This is a genomic window from Streptomyces sp. cmx-18-6, from assembly GCF_046548915.1.
Classification (GTDB): domain Bacteria; phylum Actinomycetota; class Actinomycetes; order Streptomycetales; family Streptomycetaceae; genus Streptomyces.
In genome coordinates this window covers 454,619-477,188 of record NZ_JAEBEP010000004.1, presented here as the reverse complement: position 1 = coordinate 477,188, position 22,570 = coordinate 454,619, and the positions used below count along the sequence as shown (strand labels likewise).

Genomic DNA, 22,570 nt, shown 5'->3' with positions numbered 1-22,570 from the left:
AACACGCAGTGCCGACGCGGGGCCTCCCTTCGCAGGCCGATGCGCGACTACATCGAAGGATGCAGTCCCGTTTCGTCACTGCCGACGACGACTGACCGCGCCGCGGACGGGAGGCTGAAGGAGAACGGGAGGAGAACAACGGTGATCGCCATACTCGTCGTGCTCTGCGAGGTCGCCTTCTGGGTGCTGCTGGCCGCGGGGCTCGCACTGCGTTACGTCGCGAGGAAACCGAAGCTCGGCGCGGCCGTGCTGCTGTGTGAGCCGCTGCTGGAGGTGGTGCTGCTGGCGGTGACCGTGATCGATCTGAGGAACGGGGCCGAGCCGGACTGGAAGCACGGCCTGGCCGCCGTCTACATCGGCTTCACCGTGGGCCTCGGCCACCACACCATCAAGTGGGTGGACGCCCGGGTCGCCCACCGCTGGTTCGGCGGCCCGCCGCCGGTGCGGCCGCCGAAGTACGGCACGGCCCGCGCCCTCCACGAGTGGCGCACGGCCGCCCGCTGGATCATCGCCGCGGTGGTCGCCCTCGGCCTGCTCCAGGCGGCGATCTGGTACGTCGGCCCGGGCGGGGAGATCACCTCGCTCCAGGGCTGGCAGCAGACGATGGGCCTGGTGATCGGCATCAACCTGATCATCGCCGGGAGCTACACGGTGTTCCCGAAGCAGGCCCCTAAGGGCGCCGTGACGGACCGGGAACCGGCCGACCGCTAGGGCGTGTCCGGCTCCCGCCGGGCCGACCTCAGCGCTCGCCGCCCGGCACCCACAGCACGTCTCCGACCTCCTTGTTCGCGCTCCGCGCCAGGATGAACAGGAGGTCGGAGAGGCGGTTGAGGTAGGTGGCGGTCAGGGTGTTCATCACCTCGCCGTGCACCTCCAACGCCGCCCAGGTGGACCGCTCGGCGCGCCGGACCACCGTGCACGCCTGGTGGAGCAGGGCGGCCCCCGGCGTACCCCCGGGGAGGATGAAGCTGCGCAGCTTCTCCAGCTCCTCCAGGAAGCGGTCGCAGTCCGCCTCCAGCTTGTCGACGTAGGACTGCTCGACCCGCAGCGGCGGGTACTTCGGGTCCTCCACCACGGGGGTGGACAGATCGGCCCCGACGTCGAAGAGGTCGTTCTGCACGCGTACGAGGACCTTCACCACGTCCTCGGGCAGCTGCCCGAGCGCGATGGCGGTCCCGATCACGGCGTTGGCCTCGTTGGCGTCCGCGTACGCCGCGATCCGCAGATCGGTCTTGGCGGTGCGGCTCATGTCGCCGAGGGCGGTGGTGCCCTGGTCGCCGGTCCGGGTGTAGATGCGCGTCAGATTGACCATGGGGCCAGCGTAGGCCCCCCGGTTCACGCTCCGGCCCGCCGGAAGACCCGTGTGCCCACCGTCACGGCCAGCAGGGCGAAGCCCACGGCCACCAGGACTCCGTACAGCATGTGCGCGGTGGCGTACGAGCCGGTGTACGCGTCCCGTACCGCGTCCACCAGATAGCGGAACGGGGTGAGGTGGGAGGCCACGTCCAGCCAGCCGGGGCCCAGGGTGATGGGGAGCATCAGGCCGGAGAGCAGCATGGCGGGCATCGTCACCGCGTTGATCACCGGGCCGAACTCCTGCGGGGTGGCGACCCGCATGGCCAGGGCGTACGAGAGCGAGGCCAGCGAGAGCGACAGCAGGGCGGTGAACGCGAAGCCGATGAGGATGCCGGCCAGCGGTGCGCGCAAGCCCATGAGCAGCGCGGCGAGCACCAGCAGGACGGCCTGGAACGTGAACAGCAGGGCGTCGCGCAGGACACGGCCCAGCAGCAGGGCCAGCCGGCTGACCGGGGTGACCCGCATCCGTTCCACCACGCCCGTCGACTTCTCGATGATGATCGCGAAACCGGCGAAGGACGCGCCGAAGAGGCTGAGTTGGAGGAGCAGTCCGGGCACCAGGATCTGCCAGGAGTCGGCGGACGGGCCGAGCGGCAGGTCCTTGAGCAGCGGGCCGAAGAAGACGAGATAGAGCAGGGGCATCAGCAGGCCGAAGAGGACCTGGAAACGGGAGCGCAGGGTCTGCCGGGCGTACCGCCCGAAGACGATCGCGGTGTCGTGGAAGAGCACGGGAGGGGTCCTAAACGGCTACGGGGGCGGTGTCGGCGGGGGCGACGGGGCGGCCGGTGACGGCGAGGAACGCATCCTGGAGGGTGGCGTCGGGGGAGCCGGCGTACCGGCTCTTGAGCTCCGCCGGGGTCCCCTCCGCGACCACCTCGCCGCCGTCGATGAGGATCAGCCGGTCCGCCAGCGCGTCGGCCTCGTCCAGGTAGTGCGTGGTCAGGACGACGGTGGTGCCGTCCTCGTCGCGCAGGCCCCGCACCAGGTCCCACAGGTCGGCCCGGCTGCCGGGGTCGAGCCCGGTCGTGGGCTCGTCCAGGAAGAGGACGGCCGGGCGGTGGGTGAGGCCCATCGCGATGTCGAGCCGCCGCCGTTGACCCCCGGACAGGCTCACCGCCTTCCGGTCGAGCAGTCCGCCGAGCCCGAGCGCGGCGGCCAGCTCCTTCGCGCGCCCGGCGGCCTCGGCGCGGCCCAGCCGGTAGAGGCGGCCCTGGGTGACGAGCTCCTCGCGGACCGTCAGATACGGGTCGACGCCGCCGGACTGGGCGACATACCCGCAGGCCGCGCGGACCCCGGCGGGGTCGGCCAGCAGATCGTGTCCGGCCACGGTGGCCGCGCCGCCGGTCGGGGTGAGCAGGGTGGTCAGCATGCGCAGGGTGGTGGTCTTGCCCGCGCCGTTGGGGCCGAGGAGGCCGACGATCTCTCCGGCGCGGATGGTCAGGTCGACGGAACGGACGGCTTCCACCGGGCCGTTCGGGGTCGCGAAGGTCCGGGCGAGCCCGGCCGTGCTGATGACGGTCATGGGAGTACGAAAACAGAGTCACTCCAAAATTGCAATGACCCCAAAAATGCTGTGACCTCATGATCACCGCACGCGCTCTACGATGAGGGCATGGCTGAGGGACTCAGGGAACGCAAGAAGCGCCAGGCCAGGCAGCACATCTCGGACCTGGCGACCGGACTGTTCCTCAAGCACGGATTCGGCACGGTGACCGTCGCCGAGATCGCCGAGCTCGCCGACGTCTCCGTGAACACCGTCTACAACTACTTCCCGGCCAAGGAGGACCTCTTCCTCGACCGGATGAAGGGCGTCACCCAGCGCGTCGCCCGCTACATCCGCGCCCGCGACAAGGGGGAGTCCGCCGCGGAGGCGGTCCTGCGCGAGGTGCGCGCCGCCGTCGTCGCCGTCTCCCCGGAGTTCGGGCTGATGGACGGCTACGCCGACTTCATGCGGGTCATCGAGGAGGCCCCCACCCTCAAGGCCCGCCTCTGGTACCTCCAGCAGGAAGTGCTCCAGGCGGTCGTGCAGACCCTGCGCGAGGAGACCGGCGCGGCCGAGGACGACCCGCTGCCCCTCCTCGTCGGCGGCCAGATCGCCTGGATCGAGCACACCCTCGTCGGCTACATCGGCCAGGAGATGGTGAAGCGCCGCAAGGCCGTCGACGTCGCCCGCGACGCCCTCGTCGTCCTCGACGAGATCGAGGACCTGCTCGGCGACCAGGTCGTCAACTACGCGCGGCGCGGAGCCGCATGACGCGTCCCGGTGTGATGTCCGTCATTCGAGACGTGACGCGTATCTCTTCACCGCCCCAGCGCCCCCGGCGGGTACTAATCTCCGCCGGAGAGCAATGTGAACCGCCGTGAACAGACGCCGCAGAAGGCGGACAGAGAACAAGGGGTGCGAACGTGGCCAGGAAGCTCGCCGTCATCGGGGCCGGACTCATGGGATCCGGGATCGCGCAGGTCTCCGCCCAGGCGGGCTGGGGCGTCGTGCTGCGGGATGTCACCGACGCGGCGCTCGCCCGGGGCCTCGACGGCATCAAGGCTTCATACGACCGGTTCGTCTCCAAGGGCAAGCTGGAGGCGTCCGACGCCGAGGCCGCGCTCGCCCGCATCACCACGACCACCGACCTCGACGCCGTCGCGGACGTGGACGTCGTCGTGGAGGCGGTCTTCGAGAAGCTCGAGGTCAAGCACGAGATCTTCCGCGCCCTGGACAAGGTCGTCGGCGAGAACACCGTGCTCGCCTCCAACACCTCCGCCATCCCGATCACCAAGATCGCGGCCGTGACGGAGCGTCCGGAGCGCGTCGTCGGCGTCCACTTCTTCTCGCCGGTCCCGATGATGCAGCTCTGCGAGCTGGTGCGCGGCTACAAGACCAGCGACGAAACCCTCGCCACCGCACGGGAGTTCGCCGAGTCGGTCGGCAAGACCTGCATCGTCGTCAATCGCGACGTGGCGGGCTTCGTCACCACCCGGCTCATCTCCGCCCTCGTCGTCGAGGCCGCGAAGCTGTACGAGTCGGGCGTCGCCACGGCCGAGGACATCGACACCGCCTGCAAGCTGGGCTTCGGCCACGCCATGGGCCCGCTCGCCACGGCCGACCTGACCGGCGTCGACATCCTGCTCCACGCCACCGGCAACATCTACACCGAGTCCCAGGACGAGAAGTTCGCCGCCCCGGAGCTGATGCGCCGGATGGTCGACGCAGGTGACATCGGCCGCAAGAGCGGGCAGGGCTTCTACACCTACTGACCGTTTCCCGGCCCCCGGCCCGCTGAACTGCCGTCCGTCAGGGCCGGGGGAGACCGGGGGAGCCGGGCATCCTACCCGGCGACGACCGGCTTCCCGTGATCCGCTGTCACTCCACCGAGTGAATTCGGTATCGGTTCGCTTACAGACGGCAACTTCCCCGTCGCTGCGGCAGTCAGTTGTAGAAGAAGCAGAAGAAGCAGAAGAAGCAGAAACAGAAGAAGTACAGACCGACGGACCTCGCTACGGAGCAACAGCAGGGGAGCGCATATGCATATCAGGGGCGACCACGCCGAGCTGGTCGTCGGGGGCCGCCTCGACGTCCGAAGCGCGGCGGACGCCCGTACGGTCCTCCACTCGGCCGTCGACGACGGAGTCGGCGATCTCGTGCTGGACCTGACCGAGCTGAATTCCTGGGACGCCACCGGGCTCGGCGTCATCATGGGGGCCCACCGGCGGGCCGGCCGGGCCGGACGCCGTCTGGTGCTGCGCGGCGTGCCGCCGCAGATGCAGCGCCTCCTGGTGGCCACCCGGCTGCACCGCATCCTGGCGATCGAGGGCGGGATCGCCGCCGACTCGCTGCCGCGCGTCTGAGCCCGGACAGATCGCAAGGGGCCGCAGAAGGCGCGCAATCCTCACCGGAATGTGACGTCCTGGACGGCACGCCACCCCGCCGGTGCGTGGATACTGTGCGAAGGTCTAGGGTTCGGCCGTCTGCCGACAACGACACCCACCCAAGGGCAGACACCGGACCGGAAGCGACGACGGCGCGTGTGAGGCCGGGAGGGGCAACCGCGCACGACGCGTCTGGGGGACTTAGCGATGGACCCGACACACCAGGGGCCGGAAGAGTATGGGCAGGGCCCCGACAGCCCGGGCGACGACGGCCGGCGCCGGCCCTCCCGCGAGTCCGGCAGCGCCGACTTCGGCCAGCAGACACCGCAACAGGTCCGCGTCGTCCAGGTCACGGCCGGAGACCTCCTCCTCACGGTCAACCCCGTCGACGGCAGCGAGGTCGAGGCGTGTCCGCCGGGCGCGGAGCCCGAACCCCCCGTCCGCCGCACCCCCGCCGAGCGCGCCGAACACGAGCGCGCCGGAGCACCCCCCGTCCCGGCGGGCCCGCCCGCACCCCAGCTCCCGCTGCTGGAGCGCCAGGAGGAGCGCGAGCGGCTGGCGGGCCTGCTGGCCCGGGGCCGCAGCGTCCGCCTCACCGGCCAGGCCGGCTCCGGCCGCACCGCGCTGCTCGACGCCGTCGCCGCCGACTGCGCGGACCTGGCCCCGGACGGCGTCGTACGCCTCAGCGGCCACCGCCGCAGCGCCGCCGACCTGCTGTACGGTCTCTTCGACGCGGTCTTCCGCGCCCCGCTGCACCGCCCGAGCCCCGAGGAACTGCTCGCCCTCGTCCGCTCCATCGGGGCCGTCGTCGTCATCGACGACCTGGAGATCGGCGGGAGCGCCCTCGACGAACTGCTGGAGGCCACCCCCGAGTGCGCCTTCCTGCTCGGCGCCGCGCCCGATCTCACCGCCCCCGGCGTCGACGCCCGACTGGATGAGGTCCTCCTCGCCGGCCTCGGCCGCGCCGCGTCGCTGGACCTGCTGGCCAAGGTCGTCGAGCGCCCCCTCACCGAGGACGAGCGGAACTGGGCGGGCGACCTCTGGTTCGAGTCCGAGGGCCTGCCGCTGCGCTTCGTACAGGCCGGATCGCTGCTGCGGCAGCGCGACCGGCTGAACACCGACCCCGAAGCCTTCGACGAGTACGACTACTTCGAGCCACGCCCGGGCGACGCGCCCCCGACGCCCGAAGCGCCCACCCCCGAGACCCTGGACGTGCCGCTGCCGAGCCTCGGCGAGGGGGCCGCGCCCGCCGTGCTGCTCGCCTCCCGGCTCAGCGAGGCCGCCCGCGAGACCCTGCGCTTCACCGTCGCGCTCGGCGGCGAGACGCCGCACCAGGCCCATCTGCCGGCACTCGTGGGCGACACCCACGCGGACGCCGCCCTCGGCGAACTCGCGGGCTGCGGGCTGCTCTCCCCGGCCGGCCCCCGCTACCGGCTCGCGGCGGGCGTCCTCGCCCAGCTGGAGGCGGGCGGCTACGCGGACGACGCCGCGGCCCACGCCCGTACCGCCGCCCAGCACTACGCCTGGTGGGCCGCCCACCCCTCCGTCACCCCGCAGCGGGCCGTCGCCGAGGCCGACGCGATCGTCGCCGTCATGGGCCGGCTGATCCCGGACGGCGAGGCGGGGCAGGCCAGCGCCGCCGTCCTGCTGGCCCGCAGCGCCGCTCCGGCCTTCGCCGCCGGGCTGAGCTGGGGAGCCTGGGAGAAGGCGCTCAGGGCGGGCCAGGAGGCCGCCAGGATCGCCGGGGAGGTCGCCGAAGAGGCGTACTTCCACCATGAGTTGGGCATCCTCGCGCTCTGCGACGGCAACGTTGAGCGAGCCCGTACGGAGCTGGAGACCTCCATCTCCATGCGCGGCGCGCTCGCCGACAAGCCGGGAGCCGTCGCCGGCCGCCGCGCCCTCGCCCTGGTGACGGACCGCTCGGGCGGCCTCGCGGCCCCGGTCCGCTCCCAGGCGGGCGACGACGTCCCCGCCGTGCACCAGGACTTCCCCGGTACGCCGCCGGGCGGGGTGCCGGCGCCGCCGCTGTTCGTCCGGCAGGGCCCCGAGCAGAACCCCACCCTGATCTCCTCGCTGCCCGCCCTCGCGCCGGGCAAGGGGCGCGCGGTCCTGGGCGGCGCGCGGCGCAACCTGGCCGCCGCCGGAGCGGGAGCGCTGCTGATCGCGGTGCTCGGCACCGTGGTGACCCTCGGCCTCACCGCGGACGGCGACGACGCGCCGGACCGGCGCAACGTCACCACCGAGCAGTCGGCCACCGAGGACCCGGCCGACGACGCCGTGCCCGACGACGAACCCGACGACGGCCCCGCACCGGGCGACGGGACGCCCGGCGGCGAGGCGCCCACGACGCCCCCCGGGCCTTCGGGACCCGCGACGCCCAGCACCTCCGGCTCGCCCTCCCCGGCCCCCTCGTCGCCGGACGGGAGCTCGCCGGGCACCCAGGAGCCGTCCAGCACGACGCCGCCGACCGGCCCCACCTCGAACGGGCCGTCCCCGAGCGGGAAGCCGACCTCGCCGACCAAGCCGCCGACGTCCCCGCCCAGCACACCGCCGCCGACGCCGCCCACCGAGACGCCGACCACTCCGCCGACCGACCCGCCGACCGAGGAGCCCCCGGTCCCGCCGGACAACTCCTCCTCCGCCAGCGGCCCGGCCGAGTCGGCCAGCGCCGGCGCACCGACCAGTGCCGGCGCACCGGCCAGTGCCAGCGCACCGGCCAGTGCCGGCGCACCGGCCGGCGGCGGCCCGACCGAAGCGACGGCCTGACCGAAGCGACAGCCTGACGCACGGAAGCCGGCCGTCGCGAGCGGACGGCCGGGCGCGACGGAAGAAGCCGGGCGCCCCGCGAAGGGGGCGCCCGGCTTCGGTCGTTCAGAGGTGGCGGGTCAGAACAGCCGCAGCTTGTCGTCCTCGATGCCGCGCATCGCGTTGTAGTCGAGCACCACACAGCCGATGCCCCGGTCCGTCGCCAGCACCCGGGCCTGCGGCTTGATCTCCTGGGCCGCGAAGACGCCCCTGACCGGCGCGAGGTGCGGGTCGCGGTTGAGCAGCTCCAGATAGCGGGTCAGCTGCTCCACCCCGTCGATGTCGCCGCGCCGCTTCAGCTCCACGGCCACCGTGTGCCCGTCCGCGTCCCGGCAGAGGATGTCCACCGGGCCGATCGCGGTGGGGTACTCACGGCGGATCAGGGTGTGCCCCTCGCCGAGGATCTCGATGCGGTCGGCGAGCAGCTCCTGAAGGTGCGCTTCCACGCCGTCCTTGATGAGCCCCGGGTCGACGCCGAGCTCGTAGGAGGAATCGTGGAGGATTTCCTCCATCGTGATGATCAGTTTTTCGCCCGCCTTGTTCACCACGGTCCAGACGCCCGTCTCCCCCTCGGCGCCCTCCTTCAGGGTGCACGGCGGGGACATCCAGTTGAGCGGTTTGTACGCCCGGTCGTCGGCGTGGATCGAGACGCTGCCGTCCGCCTTCACCAGGATCAGACGGGGGGCGGAGGGCAGGTGGGCTGTGAGCCGGCCCGCGTAGTCGACGGAGCAACGGGCGATGACGAGACGCATGGTCGGCAACGCTACTCGACGACCGGGGCCCGACGCGATTTCCCCTCCGATCCCACCCGTCACTGTGCCCTCTTCCCGAAGCGGCCGAGCGGGCTTGCCCCTCTTTGCGCCCCTTCGTTAGTGGCCGGTTGTGTTCCCAATCCCCTGTTGCGGCCCTCACCGCGCCCTTAACGTGGAAGCAGGAGGTCGCCGCCCGTGCACGCTGCGTCGTCGCCCTTCTTCCCTGCCCGTAAGACTCCGGTCACCGTCCGGGGTCGCGAGAGGAGAACCCATGTCGCTCGACGTCTCACCGGCGCTGTTGGAACAGGCCGAGCGAGGCGAGGTCGACGAAGCCGACTTCGTCGACTGCGTCCGGACCTCCCTGCCTTTCGCATGGGAGATGATCAGCTCGCTGGTGGCTCAACTGAAGGTCGACGGCGGCCAGTTCGCCGACAACCAGACGCCGCCGCCGGACGAGCAGGCACGTGGTCAGCTGCTGCGCGCGCTCGCGAGCGATGCGATACGCGGTGCGCTCCAGCGGCACTTCGGCGTGCGCATCGCCTTCCAGAACTGCCACCGCGTCGCGGTGTTCCCGCTGGACGCCTCGGTCGACGACCGACTGGCCAAGTTCACTTCGGTGAGGGGCCAGTTGCTCAACCAGTCGCCCGAACTACGGGACTGCTGAACGCCTCTGCTGCCGCTTCGGGCCGCGGGAGGTGCAACTGGCTCCGGGGCGGCAGCTCCCGCACCACCGCACCACACACCGGGCGAGGTCGACGCCGCATGCGCGGAAGCGGGTCAGACGAGCAGCGGCAGTACGTCCGCGCCGAGCCGCCGCACGTTCTCCTCGGTCGCCGCGAGGTCGCCCGACCCCTCCACCAGCAGCGCGAACCGGGTGATGCCGGTCCGCTCGGCGGTGGCCGCGAGCCGATCGGCGGCCCATTGCGGCGGGCCCACCGGGTGCAGGGCGCACAGCAGTTCCGTGTACGCGACGGGGTCCCGCATCACGCGACGCCGGTCGTCGACCGTGACATGGGCGTCCAGACCCTGGCGCAGCCACCCGGGCATCGTCTTCACCAGCGTCTCCATCGCGTCGCCGGGCGCGTCCGCGATCTGGGCCACCCCCGCGGACACATGTGCGGCCCCCTCGACCACCTCCGGCGGATGACCGGCCTCCCGGGCCGCCGTACGCCACAGGGCGACCATCTCCGCCTTGTCCTCGTCCCCGCAGTGCATGCCCAGCAGCATCGGCAACGCCCGGCGCCCCGCCAGCCGCACGCTCTTCGGCGAGGTACACGCGACGATCACCTCGGGCCCTTCCGTCGGCCCCTCCAGCGACTCGTCCGCGCGCGGCACCACCGCCACCTCGCGGAAGCCGAACCGCTCGCCGCGCCCGGTGACCCGGGGCTCCCGCAGCCAGTCGAGCAGCAGCTCCAGCGCCTCGGGGAAGCCGTTCTCGTACGCCTCGAGTCCGCCGCCGAAGACCTCCAGGTCCACCCAGGGCCCGCCCCGGCCCACCCCGAGCGAGAACCGGCCGCCGCTGGTCAGATGGAGCAGCGCGGCCTGCTCGCCGAGGGCGACGGGGTGGTGGCTGGGCAGGACGCTGACCGCCGTGCCGACCCGGATCCGGCGCGTGCGGCCCAGGAGCAGCGCGGCCAGGGTGGTGGCGGACGGGCACACCCCGTACGGCACGAAGTGGTGCTCGGCCAGCCAGACCGAGTCGAGCCCGGCCTCCTCCGCCGCCTCGGCGGACCGGACGGCCCGGTGCAGTGCCTCGCCCGCTCCCTGTCCCGGGAACTGGGCTGCCAGAACGAACGTTCCGATGCGCATCGCGTGTTGCCTCCTCGCGGCCGACGCGTTCTCCCCCACTGGCAACAACGTCTGACACGTGCCAAAGGCACGGTCCGGGGCGAAGTTGTTGCGATTTTCCGCTAACTCACTCCTGTGCCCCATCGCACCGGGTCCCGTCGTGCTCCGTACCCGCCGCCTGCCCCCCGCGGCAGGCTCTAGGCTTGGGGCGTGTCCGGCGGATCAGGGCCGGATAGGCCCTTGACCCACCGTGCCCGAACCGCCCCCGTGAGGTGTCCTGTGTCCCCGCGCCGCAACCGCCCCCGAGGCGGCGACCGTCCCGACGAACATCCCGGCACGGCGATCGGACGGTACGGCGGGGGAGGGGCTGCCGAGAGCTGGCAGGGCGAGGAGTGGTCGGTGCGCCCGGTGAGCGGCGCGAGCGCCCAGGGCAAGCGGTACCGCTGCCCCGGCTGCGACCAGGAGATCCCCTCCGGCGTCCCGCACCTCGTCGCCTGGCCCGAGTTCGGCGGGATCGAGGACCGCAGGCACTGGCACAAGGCGTGCTGGAACGCGAAGGACCGCCGCACCACACGGGTGCAGCGGTCCAGGAACGCGCCGCGCCACTGAGCGCGGCCCCGCACGCGGCGTCCGGGGACGCGACGCGGCCGGCTCAGACGTCGCGCCGCTCCAGCGCCAGATAGGCCCCGCCCATGGCCACGGCCGCGACGCCCAGCATCAGCAGCAGCGGCTCCCAGCCGGAGGGGCCGGACTCGGTGACCGTCGAGCCGTACAGCGCGCCGAGCTGGTTGGGGATCGAGTACTCGAGGAGGAAGCGCTGCGTGCTGCGCATGCTGTCGGAGAACATGAACAGCGCGAGGACCAGCGGCAGCAGCACCACGCCGATCATGACCGTGATCGCGCCCGCCGAGTGCCGGATGATCGCGCCGACCGCCAGCGACACCAGGCCGAGGGTCGAGACGTAGAGCCCGACCCCCACGGTGCCGCGGAACCACTCGGAACCGGAGTCCCCGCCGCTCAGGATCAACGTCTGGAGCAGGGCGACCACCGTGGCGGTCACCGTGGTGATGACGAAGGTCAGCAGGAAGAAGACGATCGCCTTCGCCGTCAGCACCCGCGCCCGGCTCGGGCAGGCCGTCAGCGTCGTACGGATCATGCCGGTGCTGTACTCGGAGCCGATGGTCAGCACGCCGAGGGTGATCACACAGATCGAGCCCAGCAGCACCCCGAAGAAGCCGAGCGCCACGATCGGCTCGCCCCGCAGTTCGCCTTCGGAGTCGGTGGTGGAGATCAGCAGCGCGGTCAGCAGCCCGATCGCCGCCATCAGGGCGATCATCACGCCGAGCGTCCACATCGTGGAGCGCACGGAACGGATCTTCGTCCACTCCGAGGCGATCGCGTCGCCGAGCGTGGCGTGACGGATCGGGATGGGCGACCGGAAGGTGCCCGGCGGGCTGTACGGGGGAGTCGGCCGCGGCTGCTCGTGGGCCTGCGGGGTGGCCGGCGTCGTCATCGGGGGTCCTCGTCGTTCTGCTTCCCGGCCGGGGCGGCGGGGGAGGGCTCGGGGGCGGCCGGGGCCGGTGCGGCGGGCGCGCCGGCCGGGCCGGGGGCCGCGTACGGGTTCTGGCCGGGCGGCGGCGGGGCGTACCAGTTCTGCTGAGGGGCCTGAACCGGCTGGGGCTGCTGGTCGTGGCCGGGGGCGGCCTGGTGGCCGGGCGCGGCCCCGTAACCGCCCTGAGGGCCCCCGTAGGCCCCCTGAGGGGCCATTGCGAGTCCCGCCTTGGCGTCGTCCGTCGAGCGGTAGTCCACGACGCCCTGCGTCATCCGCATGTACGCCTCCTCCAGCGAGGCCCGGTGCGGCGACAGCTCCCAGAGCCGTACGTCGGCCCCGTGGGCCAGGTCGCTGATCCTCGGCAGCGGGAGACCGGTGACGCGCAGGGCCCCGTCCGGCTCGGACAGGACGCTGCCGCCCGCCTCGATGAGCGAGGACGTCAGCTTCTCCCGCTGCTCGGGGGCGCTCTCGGGCACCCGGACGCGGGCGAAGTCGGCGGAGTTCGCCGAGATGAAGTCGGTGACGCTCATGTCCGAGAGCAGCCGGCCGCGACCGATGACGATCAGATGATCGGCGGTGAGGGCCATCTCGCTCATCAGATGGCTGGAAACGAAGACTGTGCGCCCCTCGGCCGCCAGCGTCTTCATCAGGTTGCGGACCCAGTGGATGCCCTCCGGGTCCAGGCCGTTGACCGGCTCGTCGAACAGCAGCACCTCAGGGTCGCCGAGCAGCGCCGCGGCGATCCCGAGCCGCTGCCCCATGCCGAGCGAGAAGCCGTTGGAGCGCCGCCCCGCGACCTGCTGGAGCCCGACGACCCCCAGCACCTCGTCCACCCGCCGGGCCGGGATCCCGGCCAGCTGCGCCAGCGACAGCAGGTGGTTGCGGGCGGTGCGCCCGCCGTGCACGGCCTTGGCGTCCAGCAGCGCGCCCACCTGGCGCGGCGCGTTCGGCAGGTTCCGGTAGGGGTGCCCGCCGATCGTCACCCGGCCCGCGGTCGGCCGGTCCAGGCCGAGGATCATCCGCATGGTCGTGGACTTGCCCGACCCGTTGGGACCGAGGAAACCGGTGACGGCCCCCGGCCGCACCTGGAAGGAAAGGTCGTCCACGGCCGTCTTCGCGCCGTAGCGCTTGGTCAGGCCGACTGCCTCGATCATTCTCCAGCCCCATTGACTCACTCTGTCGTTCGGGGCTCGGGCCACTGGCCGCACACCCCCCGTAAGAGTTAGGAGGATAACCAGGCATTGACGGTTCCGGCCAAGTTCCGCACAGGCTGCGAGCGAACCGTCACGCGGACCGGCGGCGGCCGCGGGATCCCTCAGGGCCCCTCCGGCCCCGATCCGCCGGACACACCCTAGGCGTCCCGATTCTTCAGGACCAGATAACCGCCGAGCACCGCCGCCGCCACCCAGGCGACCATGATCCCGAGACCGCCCCAGGGCCCGTACGGCGCGGGGTCGCTGCCCATCGCCTCCGGAACGACCTGCATGATCTTCGACCCGGCCTGGTCGGGGAAGTACCGGGCGACGTCCTTGGCGTAGGGCACCGAGATCAGGATCTGCGAGACGAGGAAGAAGAACGGCATCAGGATGCCCAACGACAGCATGGAGCTGCGCAGCATCGCCGCCACGCCCATGGAGAAGATCGCGATCAGCCCCATGTAGAGGCCGCCGCCGATGACCGCGCGCAGCACGTTCTCCGCGCCGATGTCGGTGCCCCGGTCCCCCAGCAGGGCCTGACCGATGAAGAACGAGGTGAAGCTCGTGAGCAGGCCGACGAGGAGCGCCAGCGCCCCGGCCACCGCGATCTTGCTGAAGAGGAGCGTCCCGCGCTGCGGCACGGCCGCCAGCGAGGTGCGGATCATGCCGGAGCTGTACTCCGTACCGACCACGAGCACCCCGAACACGACCATGGCGAGCTGGCCCAGGACCGTCCCGGAGAAGCTGACGAGGGTCGGGTCGAAGGTGACCCGCTCGGCCTCGGAGAGGTCGTCGTACGTGGCGTTCAGCAGGGCGGACAGGGCCGCGCTCATGGCGACCGTGACGGCGAACGCGCAGATGAGCGTCCAGGTGGTGGAGGAGACCGTACGGATCTTGGTCCACTCGGAGTTGAGGACCGCGGGTACCGAAGCCATCGTCGTCACGCCCCCTTGCCGTTGGTGCCGTCGATGGACCCGGGTGCGGTGGCGCCCGGCTGCTGCCAGCCCTCGCCCCAGCCCGTCCCCGGCGCCGGTGGCGGGGGCGGAAGCGGTGTGCCGCCCGGTTCGGAGTGGGCGTGGTACTCGACGGAGCCGGCGGTCATCTGCATGAACGCCTCCTCCAGCGAGGCCCGCTGAGCGCTCAGTTCGTGCAGCACCAGCTGGTGACGGGCCGCCAGCTCGCCGAGCTCCTCGGTGGTGGCGCCGTCGATCTCCAGGGCCCCGCCCTCCGCCTCGATCGCGGTGAAGCCCTCCTGGTGCAGCACGTCCCGCAACCGCTCCTGCTGGGGCGAGCGCAGACGCGCGTAGCTGCGGGAGTTCTCCTGGATGAAGTCCGCCATCGAGGTGTCGGCCAGCAGCCTGCCCTGGCCGATCACGATCAAATGGTCGGCGGTCAGAGCCATTTCGCTCATCAGGTGGGAGGAGACGAAGATCGTCCGGCCCTCGGCGGCGAGCGCCTTCATCAGGTTGCGGATCCAGTGGATCCCCTCGGGGTCCAGGCCGTTGACCGGTTCGTCGAACATCAGGATCCGGGGATCGCCCAGCAGCGCGGACGCGATGCCCAGACGCTGGCCCATGCCGAGGGAGAAGCCCTTGGACTTCTTCTTCGCCACCGCGCCCAGACCGACCGTGTCGAGCACCTCGTCGACCCGGCCGCGCGGGATGCGGTTGCTCTGCGCCAGGCACAGCAGGTTGTTGTACGCGCTGCGGCCGCCGTTCATCGACTTGGCGTCCAGCAGCGCCCCGATGTACTTCAACGGCTCCTGGAGCTCGTGGTAGGGCTTGCCGTCGATGCGCACCGTACCGCTGGTGGGGTTGTCCAGATCGAGCATCATCCGCATGGTGGTGGACTTGCCCGCCCCGTTCGGGCCCAGAAAGCCGGTCACCATGCCCGGTCTGATCTGACAGGTCAGACGGTTGACGGCGACTTTGCGCCCGTACAGCTTGGTCAGTCCCTCGAGCTCGATCATGCGAACACGCTAGAACGGCCGCGCGCCCAGCGCCACCACAAAGGCGGAACCGGGCGCGCGGCCGGACGCGTTCCGGGGGTCAGCGGGTCTGCTGGGCCGGAACACCGCGCTGGGCGGGCTCGTCGTCCACCGGGGAGCCGGCCGCGGCCACGGCGGCGCCGGTCAGCGTCGCCAGCATCTCGCGGACGTTGGTGAGCTGCGCGTTGATCGAGTCGCGGCGGTTGGTGAGCGCCGCGAGCTCGCGCTCGGACTCGCTGCGGATGCGGTCGGCCTTGGCGTTGGCGTCGGCCACGATGTCCTCGGCCTGGCGCTGCGCGGTCTCCACCGTCTGGCGGGCGCGGCGCTCGGCGTCCGTACGGAGCTTCTCGGCCTCCAGGCGGAGCTGCTCGGCGCGGTGCTCGATCTCGGCGAGGCGCTTCTCGGCCTTGGCCTGACGGGACGCGAGGTCGCGCTCCGACTGCTCACGGCGCTTGGCGAGGTTCGTCTCGAAGTCGGCGGCGGCCTGCGCGGCCTTGGCGCGGGTCTCCTCGAAGAGGGCGTCGGCCTCCTCGCGCTTCTGCTGGGCGTCCTTCTGGGCGTCGGAGCGCAGCGTGTTCGCCTCGCCCTGGGCCTTCTCGACGATGCGGACGCCCTCGTCCTCGGCCTTCGACTTGCGCTCGGCGGCGAAGGACTCCGCGTCGTTGCGCACCTGCTGGGCGGCCGACTCGGCCAGCTCGCGGTGCTGCTCGGCGGCGCGGCGGGCCTCCTCACGCAGGTCCTTGGCTTCCTCCTCGGCGAGGCGGAGAATCTTCTCGACACGGGCGCCGAGCCCGGCGTACGACGGCTCGGCGTCGTTCACCTGGGCTTGGGCGTTCTGCGTTTCGAGGTGCAGCTCCTCGATGCGCTTTTCCAGAGAGGTGATTCGGGCCAGGGCACTGTCACGGTCCGCGATCAGCTTGGCAATGCGGTCGTCCACCTGACCGCGGTCGTAACCACGTCGCACGTGCTCGAAGCCGAAGGGGGAGGAAGGGTCACTCATGGGGTTCCTGTCGAATGAGACCGGTGAGGTGATAGAGGGAATCCTAGGGGCCATAGCGGCGTGTCAACGGGCAGATGCCGGTTTGATCTGGAGAATGACACCCCTTTTGAGTGGCTGACCCCCGGAGTGCTTGCCACTCGAAGGGTTGAATGTCCATGACGAAGCATGCGCCCCCGTGCGCCTGCCGCCTCCGGACGTTCTGAGATTTTTCCCCCCGTACGTCTGGTGCTCTCCCCGGCGGGCCGCCGCGTCCTCGACGCCACGACCGACGCGCCCGCCTCTCGCGCTGTCGCCCCGACGCCGCCGACTCTGCCGCCGCCGGCTATCTTTCGGACGACTTGCCCCCCGATCGCGTGCCCGCCGCCGCCGGAGCCTTGCCGCCTCCCGCCGATCCGCCGGCCGGTTTTCCGCCACCGGTCGGAGCCTCGAAAGACTCCAACGCTTCCAGCACGTCCTGGACACGGGAGATCTCCGCATTGATGTCCGCGCGCCTGCGCACCAGAACGTCCAGTTCGCGCCGTCCCTCGTCGACGGTCGTCCTGGCCTCGGCCTCCGCGTCGGCCCGCAGCTTCTCCGCCTCGCGGATCAGCCCGGCCTTCTTGGCCTCGGCCTCCTTGAGCAGCGACTCGGCCCGCTTCACCGCGGCGATCCGGACCTTGCTCGCCTCCGAATTGGCCCCCGCCAGCAGCTCCTTGGCCTTCGCCTCGGCCTCGTCGCGCTGCTCGGTCGCCGCCTTCATCAGGTTGTCGACGCGCTCGCCGGCCGTCTTCATCTGCTCGGACGTCTCCCGGCGGGCCCGCTCGTGCAGCTCCTCGATCTCGCTCTCCAGCCGGGCCCGCAGCTCCTGCGCCCGCTCCCGGATCTGGGTCGCGTCGCGCCGGGCGCCGACCAGCAGCTCGTCGGCGTCCGTACGGGCCCGCTCCACCAGGGTGTTGCCCTCGACGGTCGCGTCCGAGGCGATCCGCTGGGCCTCCTTGCGGGCCGCGCCGACCATCGTGTCGGCCTGGGTCTCCGCCTCGGTGGCCGTACGCAGCGCCTCTTCCCGCGCCTTGTTGATGAGCTGGTCCGCCTGCTCCGCCGCGTCCGCCCGGCGCTTGGCGGCCGCCTCGCGCGCCTCGTCCAGCACCCGGTCCGCCTCCTGGCGGGCCCCCGAGCGCAGCTCCTCGGCCGCCGACTCCGCCTCGGCGCGCAGCCGTTCGGCGTCCTCGTGGGTGCGGGCCGCGTGCTCCTGCGCGGAGCCCAGCCGCTCGGCCGCCTCGTTGCGCAGCCGCTCGGCCTCCTCGCCCGCCTCGGCCAGCAGCCGGTCGGCCTGCTCGGTGGCCTCCTTGCGACGCCGGTTGGCCTCCGTGGTGGCCTCCACGACGAGCTGCTCGGACGCCTGGGCGGCCTCGTTGCGGACGCGCTCGCTCTCGGTCGTCGACTCGGCCATGAGCCGGTCCGACTGGGCCGCCGCCTCCGAACGGATCCGGTTGGCGTCCTGCCGGGCCTCGGCCCGGGCCTTCGACGCGTCCTGCTCCGCCGACGCGAGGGCGTCGGACGCCTCCGTGCGCACCCGCTGGCTGTACTCCGAGGTGTCCGCCCGCAGCCGCTCCGACTCGGCGATCGCCTCGGAGACCGTACGCTCGGCGAGCGCCTTCGCGGCCTCGGTCTCCTCGTGGGCCTCCTGCCGGAGCCGGGTCGTCTCCTCGTTCGCCTCCCGCCGCAGACGGCTCGCGTCCTCGGAGGCCCGGTCCCGCTCGGCGTGCGCGTCGGAGCGGACCCGGTCCGCCTCCTCCTGCGCCTCGGTACGGGTGCGCTCCGCGGCGTGCTCCGCGGCCGAACGCAGCCCGGCGATCTCCCCCTCGGCCTGCTCCTGGAGCCCGGAGACGGAGTCCCGCACCTGCTGGGCGGTCTGCTCGGCCGCCGCGACCAGCTCGGCCGCCCGGGCGTCCGCCTCCTCGACCAGCCGCTGGGCCTCGGCCTGCGCCTCGTCCACCCGCTTGCGGGCGGAGGCGAGCAGCTCCTCGCTCTGCTCGCGGGCCCGCTCGCGCTCCTGCCCGGCCTCGGCACGGGCCGCGCCGAGGATCTCCTCGGCCTCCCGGCGACGCCGCGTGGCCTCCTCCTGGGCGGCGTCCAGCGCCTCGGCCGCCTCGGCGGCGACCCGCTCGGCCGCCGCGGCCGCCTCGGCCCGCAGCCGGTCGGCGCTCTCCTTGGCCTCGGACCTGAGCCGCTCGGCCTCGGTCGCCGCCTCCGTGCGCAGCCGTACGGCGATGTTCTCGCCCTCGGCACGGGACTGCGAGGCGTCCGCCGCGGCCTCGTCACGCAGCCGCTCGGCCTCCGCCTCCGCCTGCTCGGTCAGCGCGCGGACGCGCTCGGCGGCCTCGGCCCGCTGCCGCTCCGCCTCCTCGTTCGTCTCGCGGCGGATCCGCTCCGCCTCCGTACGGGCTTCGCCGAGGGCCTCCTCGGCGGCGGCGAGCCGGGTCTCGGCCTCGGTGTGCAGCCGGGCCAGCTCGTCGGCGGCCTCCGCCTGCCGGGCGGCGACCCCGCGCTCGGTCTCCTGGCGCAGCTCGGCGGCGGCCCGCTCGGCCTCCGCGGTGGTGGCCTCGCCCTGCTCCTCGGCCTCGGCCCGCAGCTTCTCGGCCTCGGCGCGGGCCCGCTCCAGCGTCTCCTCGGCCTGCTTGCGCAGGGTGGCCGCGCGCTCGGCGGCCTCGGCGCGGATGCGCTCGCTCTCGCCGCTCGCCTTGGTGCGCAGCTCGTCCGCGTCGGAGCGCGCCTCGGTGAGCAGCTCCTCGGCGGTGCGCGCGCCCTCCTCCAGCTGCTGGACCGCCTCGCGGCGGGCCTCGCCCCGGATGCGCTCGCCCTCGGCGACCGCCTCGGAGCGCAGCTGCTCGGCCTCGCCGCGCAGCCGGCGGGCCTCCTCCTGGAGCTCGACCGTCTTGGCCCGGTACTCCTTGGTGTCGTCCTTGGCCGCGCCCTTGAGCTCATCGGCCTGCTCGGCGGCCTCGCCGCGCAGCCGGTCCGCCTCGGCCTCCGCCTCGCGGCGGATCCGCTCGGCCTCCTCGCTCGCGGCCCGGGTCGTCGACTTCGCGTCCTCGGAGGCTTTGGTGAGCACCTCCTCGGCGCTGCGGGCCGCCTTGGCGAGCTGGGCCGCCGCGTCCTCGGCGGCCGCCGTACGGGCCTTCTCGGCCGCCTCGGCGACCAGCCGCCCGGCCTCGGTGCGGGCGTCGACGAGGGCCTGCTCGGCCTCCTCCTTGAGCGCCTCGGCGCTCTTGGTGGCCTCGCCGACCAGCCGGGCGATCTCCGACTTGGCCGTACGGGTGCGCTGCTCGTTCTGCGACTCGGAGGCGGCCAGCTTCTTGGCGGCCGCGTCGTTCGCCTCGGAGAGGACCTTCTCGGACTCCAGGCGGGATTCGCGGAGCCGGGTCTCGGCCTCCTGGAGCCGCTGCTCGGCGGCCCGGTTCAGCTCGGCCGTCTGCTGGCGGGCCTGGGAGGTCTCCGCGGTGGTGCTGGAGCGCAGCTGCTCGGCGTGGCTGGTGGCCTCCTGGGCCTGCGCGGAGGCCGCGCCCAGCATGCGTTCGGCGTCCTTGCGGGCGCGCAGCAGGATCGCCTCGGCCTCGGCCCGGGCCGCTTCGGCCTCCGAGCCGACGCGCTGCCGGGTCTCCTCGGCCGCCCGGGCCGCCTCGGCGCGGGCGGCGGCCAGCGCCTGTTCGGCCTCGGCGCGCGACTCGTCGAGCAGGCGGCGGGCCTGCGACTCGGTGCGGGCGCGCAGCTGTTCGGCCCAGGCGACGTTCTCGTTGACGTGCGACTCGACGGTCTGCCGGCGCTCGGACAGCTCCTGGTCGAGCTGCTGCCTGCGCTGGACGGCCTCGTTGTGCAACTCCGCCTGGAGGCGCGCCTGGTGCTCGGCGTGCTCCTGGAGGATGCGCTGCGTCTGGGCCCGCGCCTCGCGGAGTTCGCGCTCGGCGTCGCTGCGCAGCTGCTCGGCCTGCACCTGGGCGTTCCGCAGCAGCTGCTCGGCCTGGTAGCCCATGTCCGCGCTGTCGTAGGCGGGACGGGTCGCCAGATTGCGCCGGGCCTCGTGCAGCTTGGCGCGCAAGACCTCGACCTGGTAACCGAGGTCCTCGGCGTGCTGGACGGCCTTCTCCCGGTCGGTCTTCAGCCGGGCCATCTCGGCTTCGAACCGCGAGAGATGGTCGTCTTCAGCTCGGTGGCTCTCCTGGCTTTCGTAGCCCCGCACTGCGCGGTCCCATCCTTCCCCGAGCTCTTGACTTCTTCCCCGAGCTCTCAACTTCGTTGGAGCCGAGGATGCCCCACTGAGCAGGGGAGACCCCAACCCTGGGCGCAGCTCTCCACACACGAGTGCTGCTCGCGGGCGAGCGGTCCCCCGGGGAATGGTGACAGACAAACGACGAGGACGCGGTACGGCCCCGACCCGGCCCCGGCCCGGAACCGCCCACTCTACCGGGCCGGGTATCCGGGGGTCAGTGCTCCGCCCGGCTCGTGACCAGTTCGGTGAGGACGCCGTGGCAGTCCTTGGGGTGCAGGAACGTGATCCGCGACCCCATCGAACCCGTCCTGGGCTCGTCGTACAGCACCCGGACGCCCTTCTCCCGGATGTCGGCCGCGTCCCCGTCGACGTCTTCCGTACCGAAGGCGATGTGGTGGACGCCCTCCCCGTTCTTCGCCAGCCACTTGCCCACGGCGGAGTCCTCCCGGGTCGGCTCCAGGAGCTGGAGGTACGAAGACCCGCCGTCCGAGGTCTCGTTGATCTTGAGCATGGCCTCCCGGACGCCCTGCTCCTCGTTGATCTCGCTGTGGAACACCTCGAATCCGTACGTGGCACGGTAGAACTCCACCGTCTTGTCCAGGTCGAAGCAGGCGATCCCGATGTGGTCGATACGCGTCAGCATGGATTCAGCATGGCTTCGCACCCCCGCTCCCGCCACGGTTACGCAACGTGCGCGCCGTCACACCGGCTGCCGGATGACGGGCGCGTGAGTGCTCAGTACATTCAGGTAAACCCTCGTTCACATCCGATCCCAAGGGGCCGTGCCCATGCCAGCAACGACCGGTACCACCACCTCAGTGATCGTCGCGGGCGCCCGGACGCCCATGGGCCGTCTCCTCGGCTCCCTCAAGAGCTTCTCCGCCGCCGACCTCGGCGGCGCGGCGATCAAGGCGGCCCTGGACCGGGCCGGCATCGGCGGCGACCAGGTCCAGTACGTGATCATGGGCCAGGTGCTCCAGGCCGGCGCGGGCCAGATCCCCGCCCGCCAGGCCGCCGTCAAGGCCGGCATCCCGCTGAACGTGCCCGCGCTCACCATCAACAAGGTGTGCCTGTCCGGGCTCGACGCCATCGCGCTCGCCGACCAGCTCATCCGCGCCGGGGAGTTCGACGTGGTGGTCGCGGGCGGCCAGGAGTCCATGACCAACGCCCCGCACCTGCTGCCCAAGTCCCGCGAGGGCTACAAGTACGGCGCGATCGAGATGCTGGACTCGATGGCGTACGACGGTCTCACCGACGCGTACGAGAACATCCCCATGGGCGAGTCCACCGAGAAGCACAACAGCCGCCTGGGCCTCGACCGCACCGCCCAGGACGAGATCGGCGCCCTCTCCCACCAGCGGGCCGCCGCCGCGCAGAAGAACGGGATCTTCGAGGCCGAGATCACCCCGGTCGAGATCCCGCAGCGCAAGGGCGAGCCGGTCGTCTTCTCGCAGGACGAGGGCATCCGCCCCGAGACCACCGTCGAGTCCCTCGGCAAGCTGCGCCCCGCCTTCGCCAAGGACGGCACGATCACCGCCGGCACCTCCTCGCAGATCTCCGACGGGGCCGCGGCGGTCGTCGTCATGAGCAAGGCCAGGGCGCAGGAGCTGGGCCTCGACTGGATCGCCGAGATCGGCGCCCACGGAAACGTGGCCGGCCCCGACAACTCCCTCCAGTCCCAGCCCTCCAACGCCATCCGGCACGCCCTGAAGAAGGACGGCCTGAGCGTCGAGGACCTCGACCTGATCGAGATCAACGAAGCCTTCGCCGCCGTCGCCGTACAGTCCATGAAGGACCTCGGCGTCACCTCGGACAAGGTCAACGTCAACGGCGGCGCGATCGCGCTCGGCCACCCGATCGGCATGTCCGGCGCCCGGGTCGTCCTGCACCTGGCCCTGGAGCTCAAGCGGCGCGGCGGCGGCACGGGGGCCGCGGCGCTGTGCGGCGGCGGCGGGCAGGGCGACGCGTTGATCATCCGCGTGCCGGGCAAGTAGCACCCGTACGGATTCCAGACCCGTACG

At 72.3% G+C, this 22,570-nt stretch carries 20 protein-coding genes; 8 read left to right on the top strand and 12 right to left on the bottom strand.

From position 1 onward, the window contains the following. Positions 1 to 141 precede the first annotated feature (141 nt). Positions 142 to 711, top strand: a complete 570-nt coding sequence (locus tag ACLJPL_RS12800; protein WP_411080894.1) for a hypothetical protein — start codon at positions 142 to 144, stop codon at positions 709 to 711. A gap of 28 nt (positions 712 to 739) precedes the next feature. Here ACLJPL_RS12800 and ACLJPL_RS12795 read toward each other — a convergent pair whose 3' ends face one another. From ACLJPL_RS12795 to ACLJPL_RS12785, 3 genes are read right to left on the bottom strand one after another with little or no spacing between them, the layout of a single operon-like run. Beyond that, complete coding sequence (locus tag ACLJPL_RS12795; RefSeq protein WP_411080893.1) at positions 740 to 1,312, bottom strand: cob(I)yrinic acid a,c-diamide adenosyltransferase; 573 nt, start codon at positions 1,310 to 1,312, stop codon at positions 740 to 742. 23 nt (positions 1,313 to 1,335) lie between these two features. Continuing rightward, positions 1,336 to 2,085, bottom strand: coding sequence for an ABC transporter permease (locus tag ACLJPL_RS12790; protein WP_411080892.1), 750 nt, complete (start codon positions 2,083 to 2,085; stop codon positions 1,336 to 1,338). Positions 2,086 to 2,095: 10 nt separating this feature from the next. After that, positions 2,096 to 2,878 (bottom strand): ABC transporter ATP-binding protein, encoded by a 783-nt coding sequence (locus ACLJPL_RS12785; protein WP_411080891.1) that lies wholly within the window; start codon positions 2,876 to 2,878, stop codon positions 2,096 to 2,098. Between the two features lie 90 nt (positions 2,879 to 2,968). Here ACLJPL_RS12785 and ACLJPL_RS12780 point away from each other — a divergent pair, with 90 nt between their 5' ends. The 4 genes from ACLJPL_RS12780 to ACLJPL_RS12765 all read left to right on the top strand — a co-directional run bounded on the left by ACLJPL_RS12780 (position 2,969) and on the right by ACLJPL_RS12765 (position 7,989). Then, positions 2,969 to 3,610 carry a TetR/AcrR family transcriptional regulator gene (locus tag ACLJPL_RS12780; protein WP_411080890.1) on the top strand — a complete coding sequence of 214 codons (642 nt, stop codon included), beginning with the start codon at positions 2,969 to 2,971 and terminating at the stop codon, positions 3,608 to 3,610. A gap of 152 nt (positions 3,611 to 3,762) precedes the next feature. Then, complete coding sequence (locus ACLJPL_RS12775) at positions 3,763 to 4,611, top strand: 3-hydroxyacyl-CoA dehydrogenase family protein (protein ID WP_411080889.1); 849 nt, start codon at positions 3,763 to 3,765, stop codon at positions 4,609 to 4,611. Between the two features lie 267 nt (positions 4,612 to 4,878). Then, positions 4,879 to 5,202 (top strand): STAS domain-containing protein, encoded by a 324-nt coding sequence (locus ACLJPL_RS12770; protein ID WP_084749372.1) that lies wholly within the window; start codon positions 4,879 to 4,881, stop codon positions 5,200 to 5,202. A gap of 228 nt (positions 5,203 to 5,430) precedes the next feature. After that, positions 5,431 to 7,989, top strand: coding sequence for an ATP-binding protein (locus ACLJPL_RS12765; protein WP_411080888.1), 2,559 nt, complete (start codon positions 5,431 to 5,433; stop codon positions 7,987 to 7,989). A gap of 119 nt (positions 7,990 to 8,108) precedes the next feature. Here the strand turns inward: ACLJPL_RS12765 and nucS are convergent, their stop codons facing one another. Beyond that, positions 8,109 to 8,780 (bottom strand): endonuclease NucS, encoded by a 672-nt coding sequence (nucS, locus tag ACLJPL_RS12760; RefSeq protein WP_411080887.1) that lies wholly within the window; start codon positions 8,778 to 8,780, stop codon positions 8,109 to 8,111. Positions 8,781 to 9,051: 271 nt separating this feature from the next. Here nucS and ACLJPL_RS12755 point away from each other — a divergent pair, with 271 nt between their 5' ends. Next, complete coding sequence (locus tag ACLJPL_RS12755) at positions 9,052 to 9,444, top strand: SCO5389 family protein (RefSeq protein ID WP_003966234.1); 393 nt, start codon at positions 9,052 to 9,054, stop codon at positions 9,442 to 9,444. Positions 9,445 to 9,557: 113 nt separating this feature from the next. Here the strand turns inward: ACLJPL_RS12755 and ACLJPL_RS12750 are convergent, their stop codons facing one another. After that, complete coding sequence (locus ACLJPL_RS12750) at positions 9,558 to 10,589, bottom strand: LLM class flavin-dependent oxidoreductase (RefSeq protein WP_411080886.1); 1,032 nt, start codon at positions 10,587 to 10,589, stop codon at positions 9,558 to 9,560. A gap of 258 nt (positions 10,590 to 10,847) precedes the next feature. On the opposite strand from ACLJPL_RS12750, the gene ACLJPL_RS12745 reads away from it, so the two are divergent. Beyond that, the gene (locus tag ACLJPL_RS12745; protein ID WP_411080885.1) at positions 10,848 to 11,177 is read left to right on the top strand and encodes an ATP/GTP-binding protein; all 330 of its coding nucleotides are present in this window, start codon (positions 10,848 to 10,850) and stop codon (positions 11,175 to 11,177) included. A 43-nt stretch (positions 11,178 to 11,220) separates the two neighbouring features. Here ACLJPL_RS12745 and ACLJPL_RS12740 read toward each other — a convergent pair whose 3' ends face one another. The 7 genes from ACLJPL_RS12740 to mce form a co-directional block, all read right to left on the bottom strand. Further along, a complete protein-coding gene (locus ACLJPL_RS12740; protein ID WP_411080884.1) occupies positions 11,221 to 12,081 on the bottom strand; it encodes an ABC transporter permease subunit in 861 nt (286 codons plus the stop codon). After that, positions 12,078 to 13,274, bottom strand: coding sequence for an ABC transporter ATP-binding protein (locus ACLJPL_RS12735; protein WP_411080883.1), 1,197 nt, complete (start codon positions 13,272 to 13,274; stop codon positions 12,078 to 12,080). The genes ACLJPL_RS12740 and ACLJPL_RS12735 overlap by 4 nt, the downstream gene beginning before the upstream one ends. A gap of 197 nt (positions 13,275 to 13,471) precedes the next feature. Further along, positions 13,472 to 14,251, bottom strand: coding sequence for an ABC transporter permease (locus ACLJPL_RS12730; RefSeq protein WP_411080882.1), 780 nt, complete (start codon positions 14,249 to 14,251; stop codon positions 13,472 to 13,474). A 5-nt stretch (positions 14,252 to 14,256) separates the two neighbouring features. Next, complete coding sequence (locus ACLJPL_RS12725; RefSeq protein ID WP_411080881.1) at positions 14,257 to 15,285, bottom strand: ABC transporter ATP-binding protein; 1,029 nt, start codon at positions 15,283 to 15,285, stop codon at positions 14,257 to 14,259. 79 nt (positions 15,286 to 15,364) lie between these two features. Next, on the bottom strand, positions 15,365 to 16,303 hold the full coding sequence (locus tag ACLJPL_RS12720) for a cellulose-binding protein (protein WP_094214008.1): 939 nt from the start codon (positions 16,301 to 16,303) through the stop codon (positions 15,365 to 15,367). Between the two features lie 322 nt (positions 16,304 to 16,625). Continuing rightward, positions 16,626 to 20,519: a polarized growth protein Scy gene (gene scy, locus ACLJPL_RS12715; protein WP_411080880.1), complete on the bottom strand. Its 3,894-nt coding sequence runs from the start codon at positions 20,517 to 20,519 to the stop codon at positions 16,626 to 16,628. A gap of 244 nt (positions 20,520 to 20,763) precedes the next feature. Continuing rightward, positions 20,764 to 21,192 (bottom strand): methylmalonyl-CoA epimerase, encoded by a 429-nt coding sequence (gene mce / locus ACLJPL_RS12710; protein ID WP_411080879.1) that lies wholly within the window; start codon positions 21,190 to 21,192, stop codon positions 20,764 to 20,766. 145 nt (positions 21,193 to 21,337) lie between these two features. On the opposite strand from mce, the gene ACLJPL_RS12705 reads away from it, so the two are divergent. Next, positions 21,338 to 22,543 carry an acetyl-CoA C-acetyltransferase gene (locus ACLJPL_RS12705; protein WP_411080878.1) on the top strand — a complete coding sequence of 402 codons (1,206 nt, stop codon included), beginning with the start codon at positions 21,338 to 21,340 and terminating at the stop codon, positions 22,541 to 22,543. Positions 22,544 to 22,570 lie beyond the last annotated feature (27 nt).

Excerpts from the sequence above, each read along its gene's own strand:
- ACLJPL_RS12730 (WP_411080882.1), bottom strand. The coding sequence starts at position 14,251 with ATGGCTTCGGTACCCGCGGTCCTCAACTCCGAGTGGACCAAGATCCGT.
- ACLJPL_RS12765 (WP_411080888.1), top strand. The coding sequence starts at position 5,431 with ATGGACCCGACACACCAGGGGCCGGAAGAGTATGGGCAGGGCCCCGAC.
- ACLJPL_RS12705 (WP_411080878.1), top strand. The coding sequence starts at position 21,338 with ATGCCAGCAACGACCGGTACCACCACCTCAGTGATCGTCGCGGGCGCC.
- ACLJPL_RS12725 (WP_411080881.1), bottom strand. The coding sequence starts at position 15,285 with ATGATCGAGCTCGAGGGACTGACCAAGCTGTACGGGCGCAAAGTCGCC.
- ACLJPL_RS12785 (WP_411080891.1), bottom strand. The coding sequence starts at position 2,878 with ATGACCGTCATCAGCACGGCCGGGCTCGCCCGGACCTTCGCGACCCCG.
- nucS (WP_411080887.1), bottom strand. The coding sequence starts at position 8,780 with ATGCGTCTCGTCATCGCCCGTTGCTCCGTCGACTACGCGGGCCGGCTC.
- mce (WP_411080879.1), bottom strand. The coding sequence starts at position 21,192 with ATGCTGACGCGTATCGACCACATCGGGATCGCCTGCTTCGACCTGGAC.
- ACLJPL_RS12780 (WP_411080890.1), top strand. The coding sequence starts at position 2,969 with ATGGCTGAGGGACTCAGGGAACGCAAGAAGCGCCAGGCCAGGCAGCAC.
- ACLJPL_RS12740 (WP_411080884.1), bottom strand. The coding sequence starts at position 12,081 with ATGACGACGCCGGCCACCCCGCAGGCCCACGAGCAGCCGCGGCCGACT.
- ACLJPL_RS12750 (WP_411080886.1), bottom strand. The coding sequence starts at position 10,589 with ATGCGCATCGGAACGTTCGTTCTGGCAGCCCAGTTCCCGGGACAGGGA.
- ACLJPL_RS12795 (WP_411080893.1), bottom strand. The coding sequence starts at position 1,312 with ATGGTCAATCTGACGCGCATCTACACCCGGACCGGCGACCAGGGCACC.
- ACLJPL_RS12735 (WP_411080883.1), bottom strand. The coding sequence starts at position 13,274 with ATGATCGAGGCAGTCGGCCTGACCAAGCGCTACGGCGCGAAGACGGCC.
- ACLJPL_RS12770 (WP_084749372.1), top strand. The coding sequence starts at position 4,879 with ATGCATATCAGGGGCGACCACGCCGAGCTGGTCGTCGGGGGCCGCCTC.
- ACLJPL_RS12720 (WP_094214008.1), bottom strand. The coding sequence starts at position 16,303 with ATGAGTGACCCTTCCTCCCCCTTCGGCTTCGAGCACGTGCGACGTGGT.
- ACLJPL_RS12755 (WP_003966234.1), top strand. The coding sequence starts at position 9,052 with ATGTCGCTCGACGTCTCACCGGCGCTGTTGGAACAGGCCGAGCGAGGC.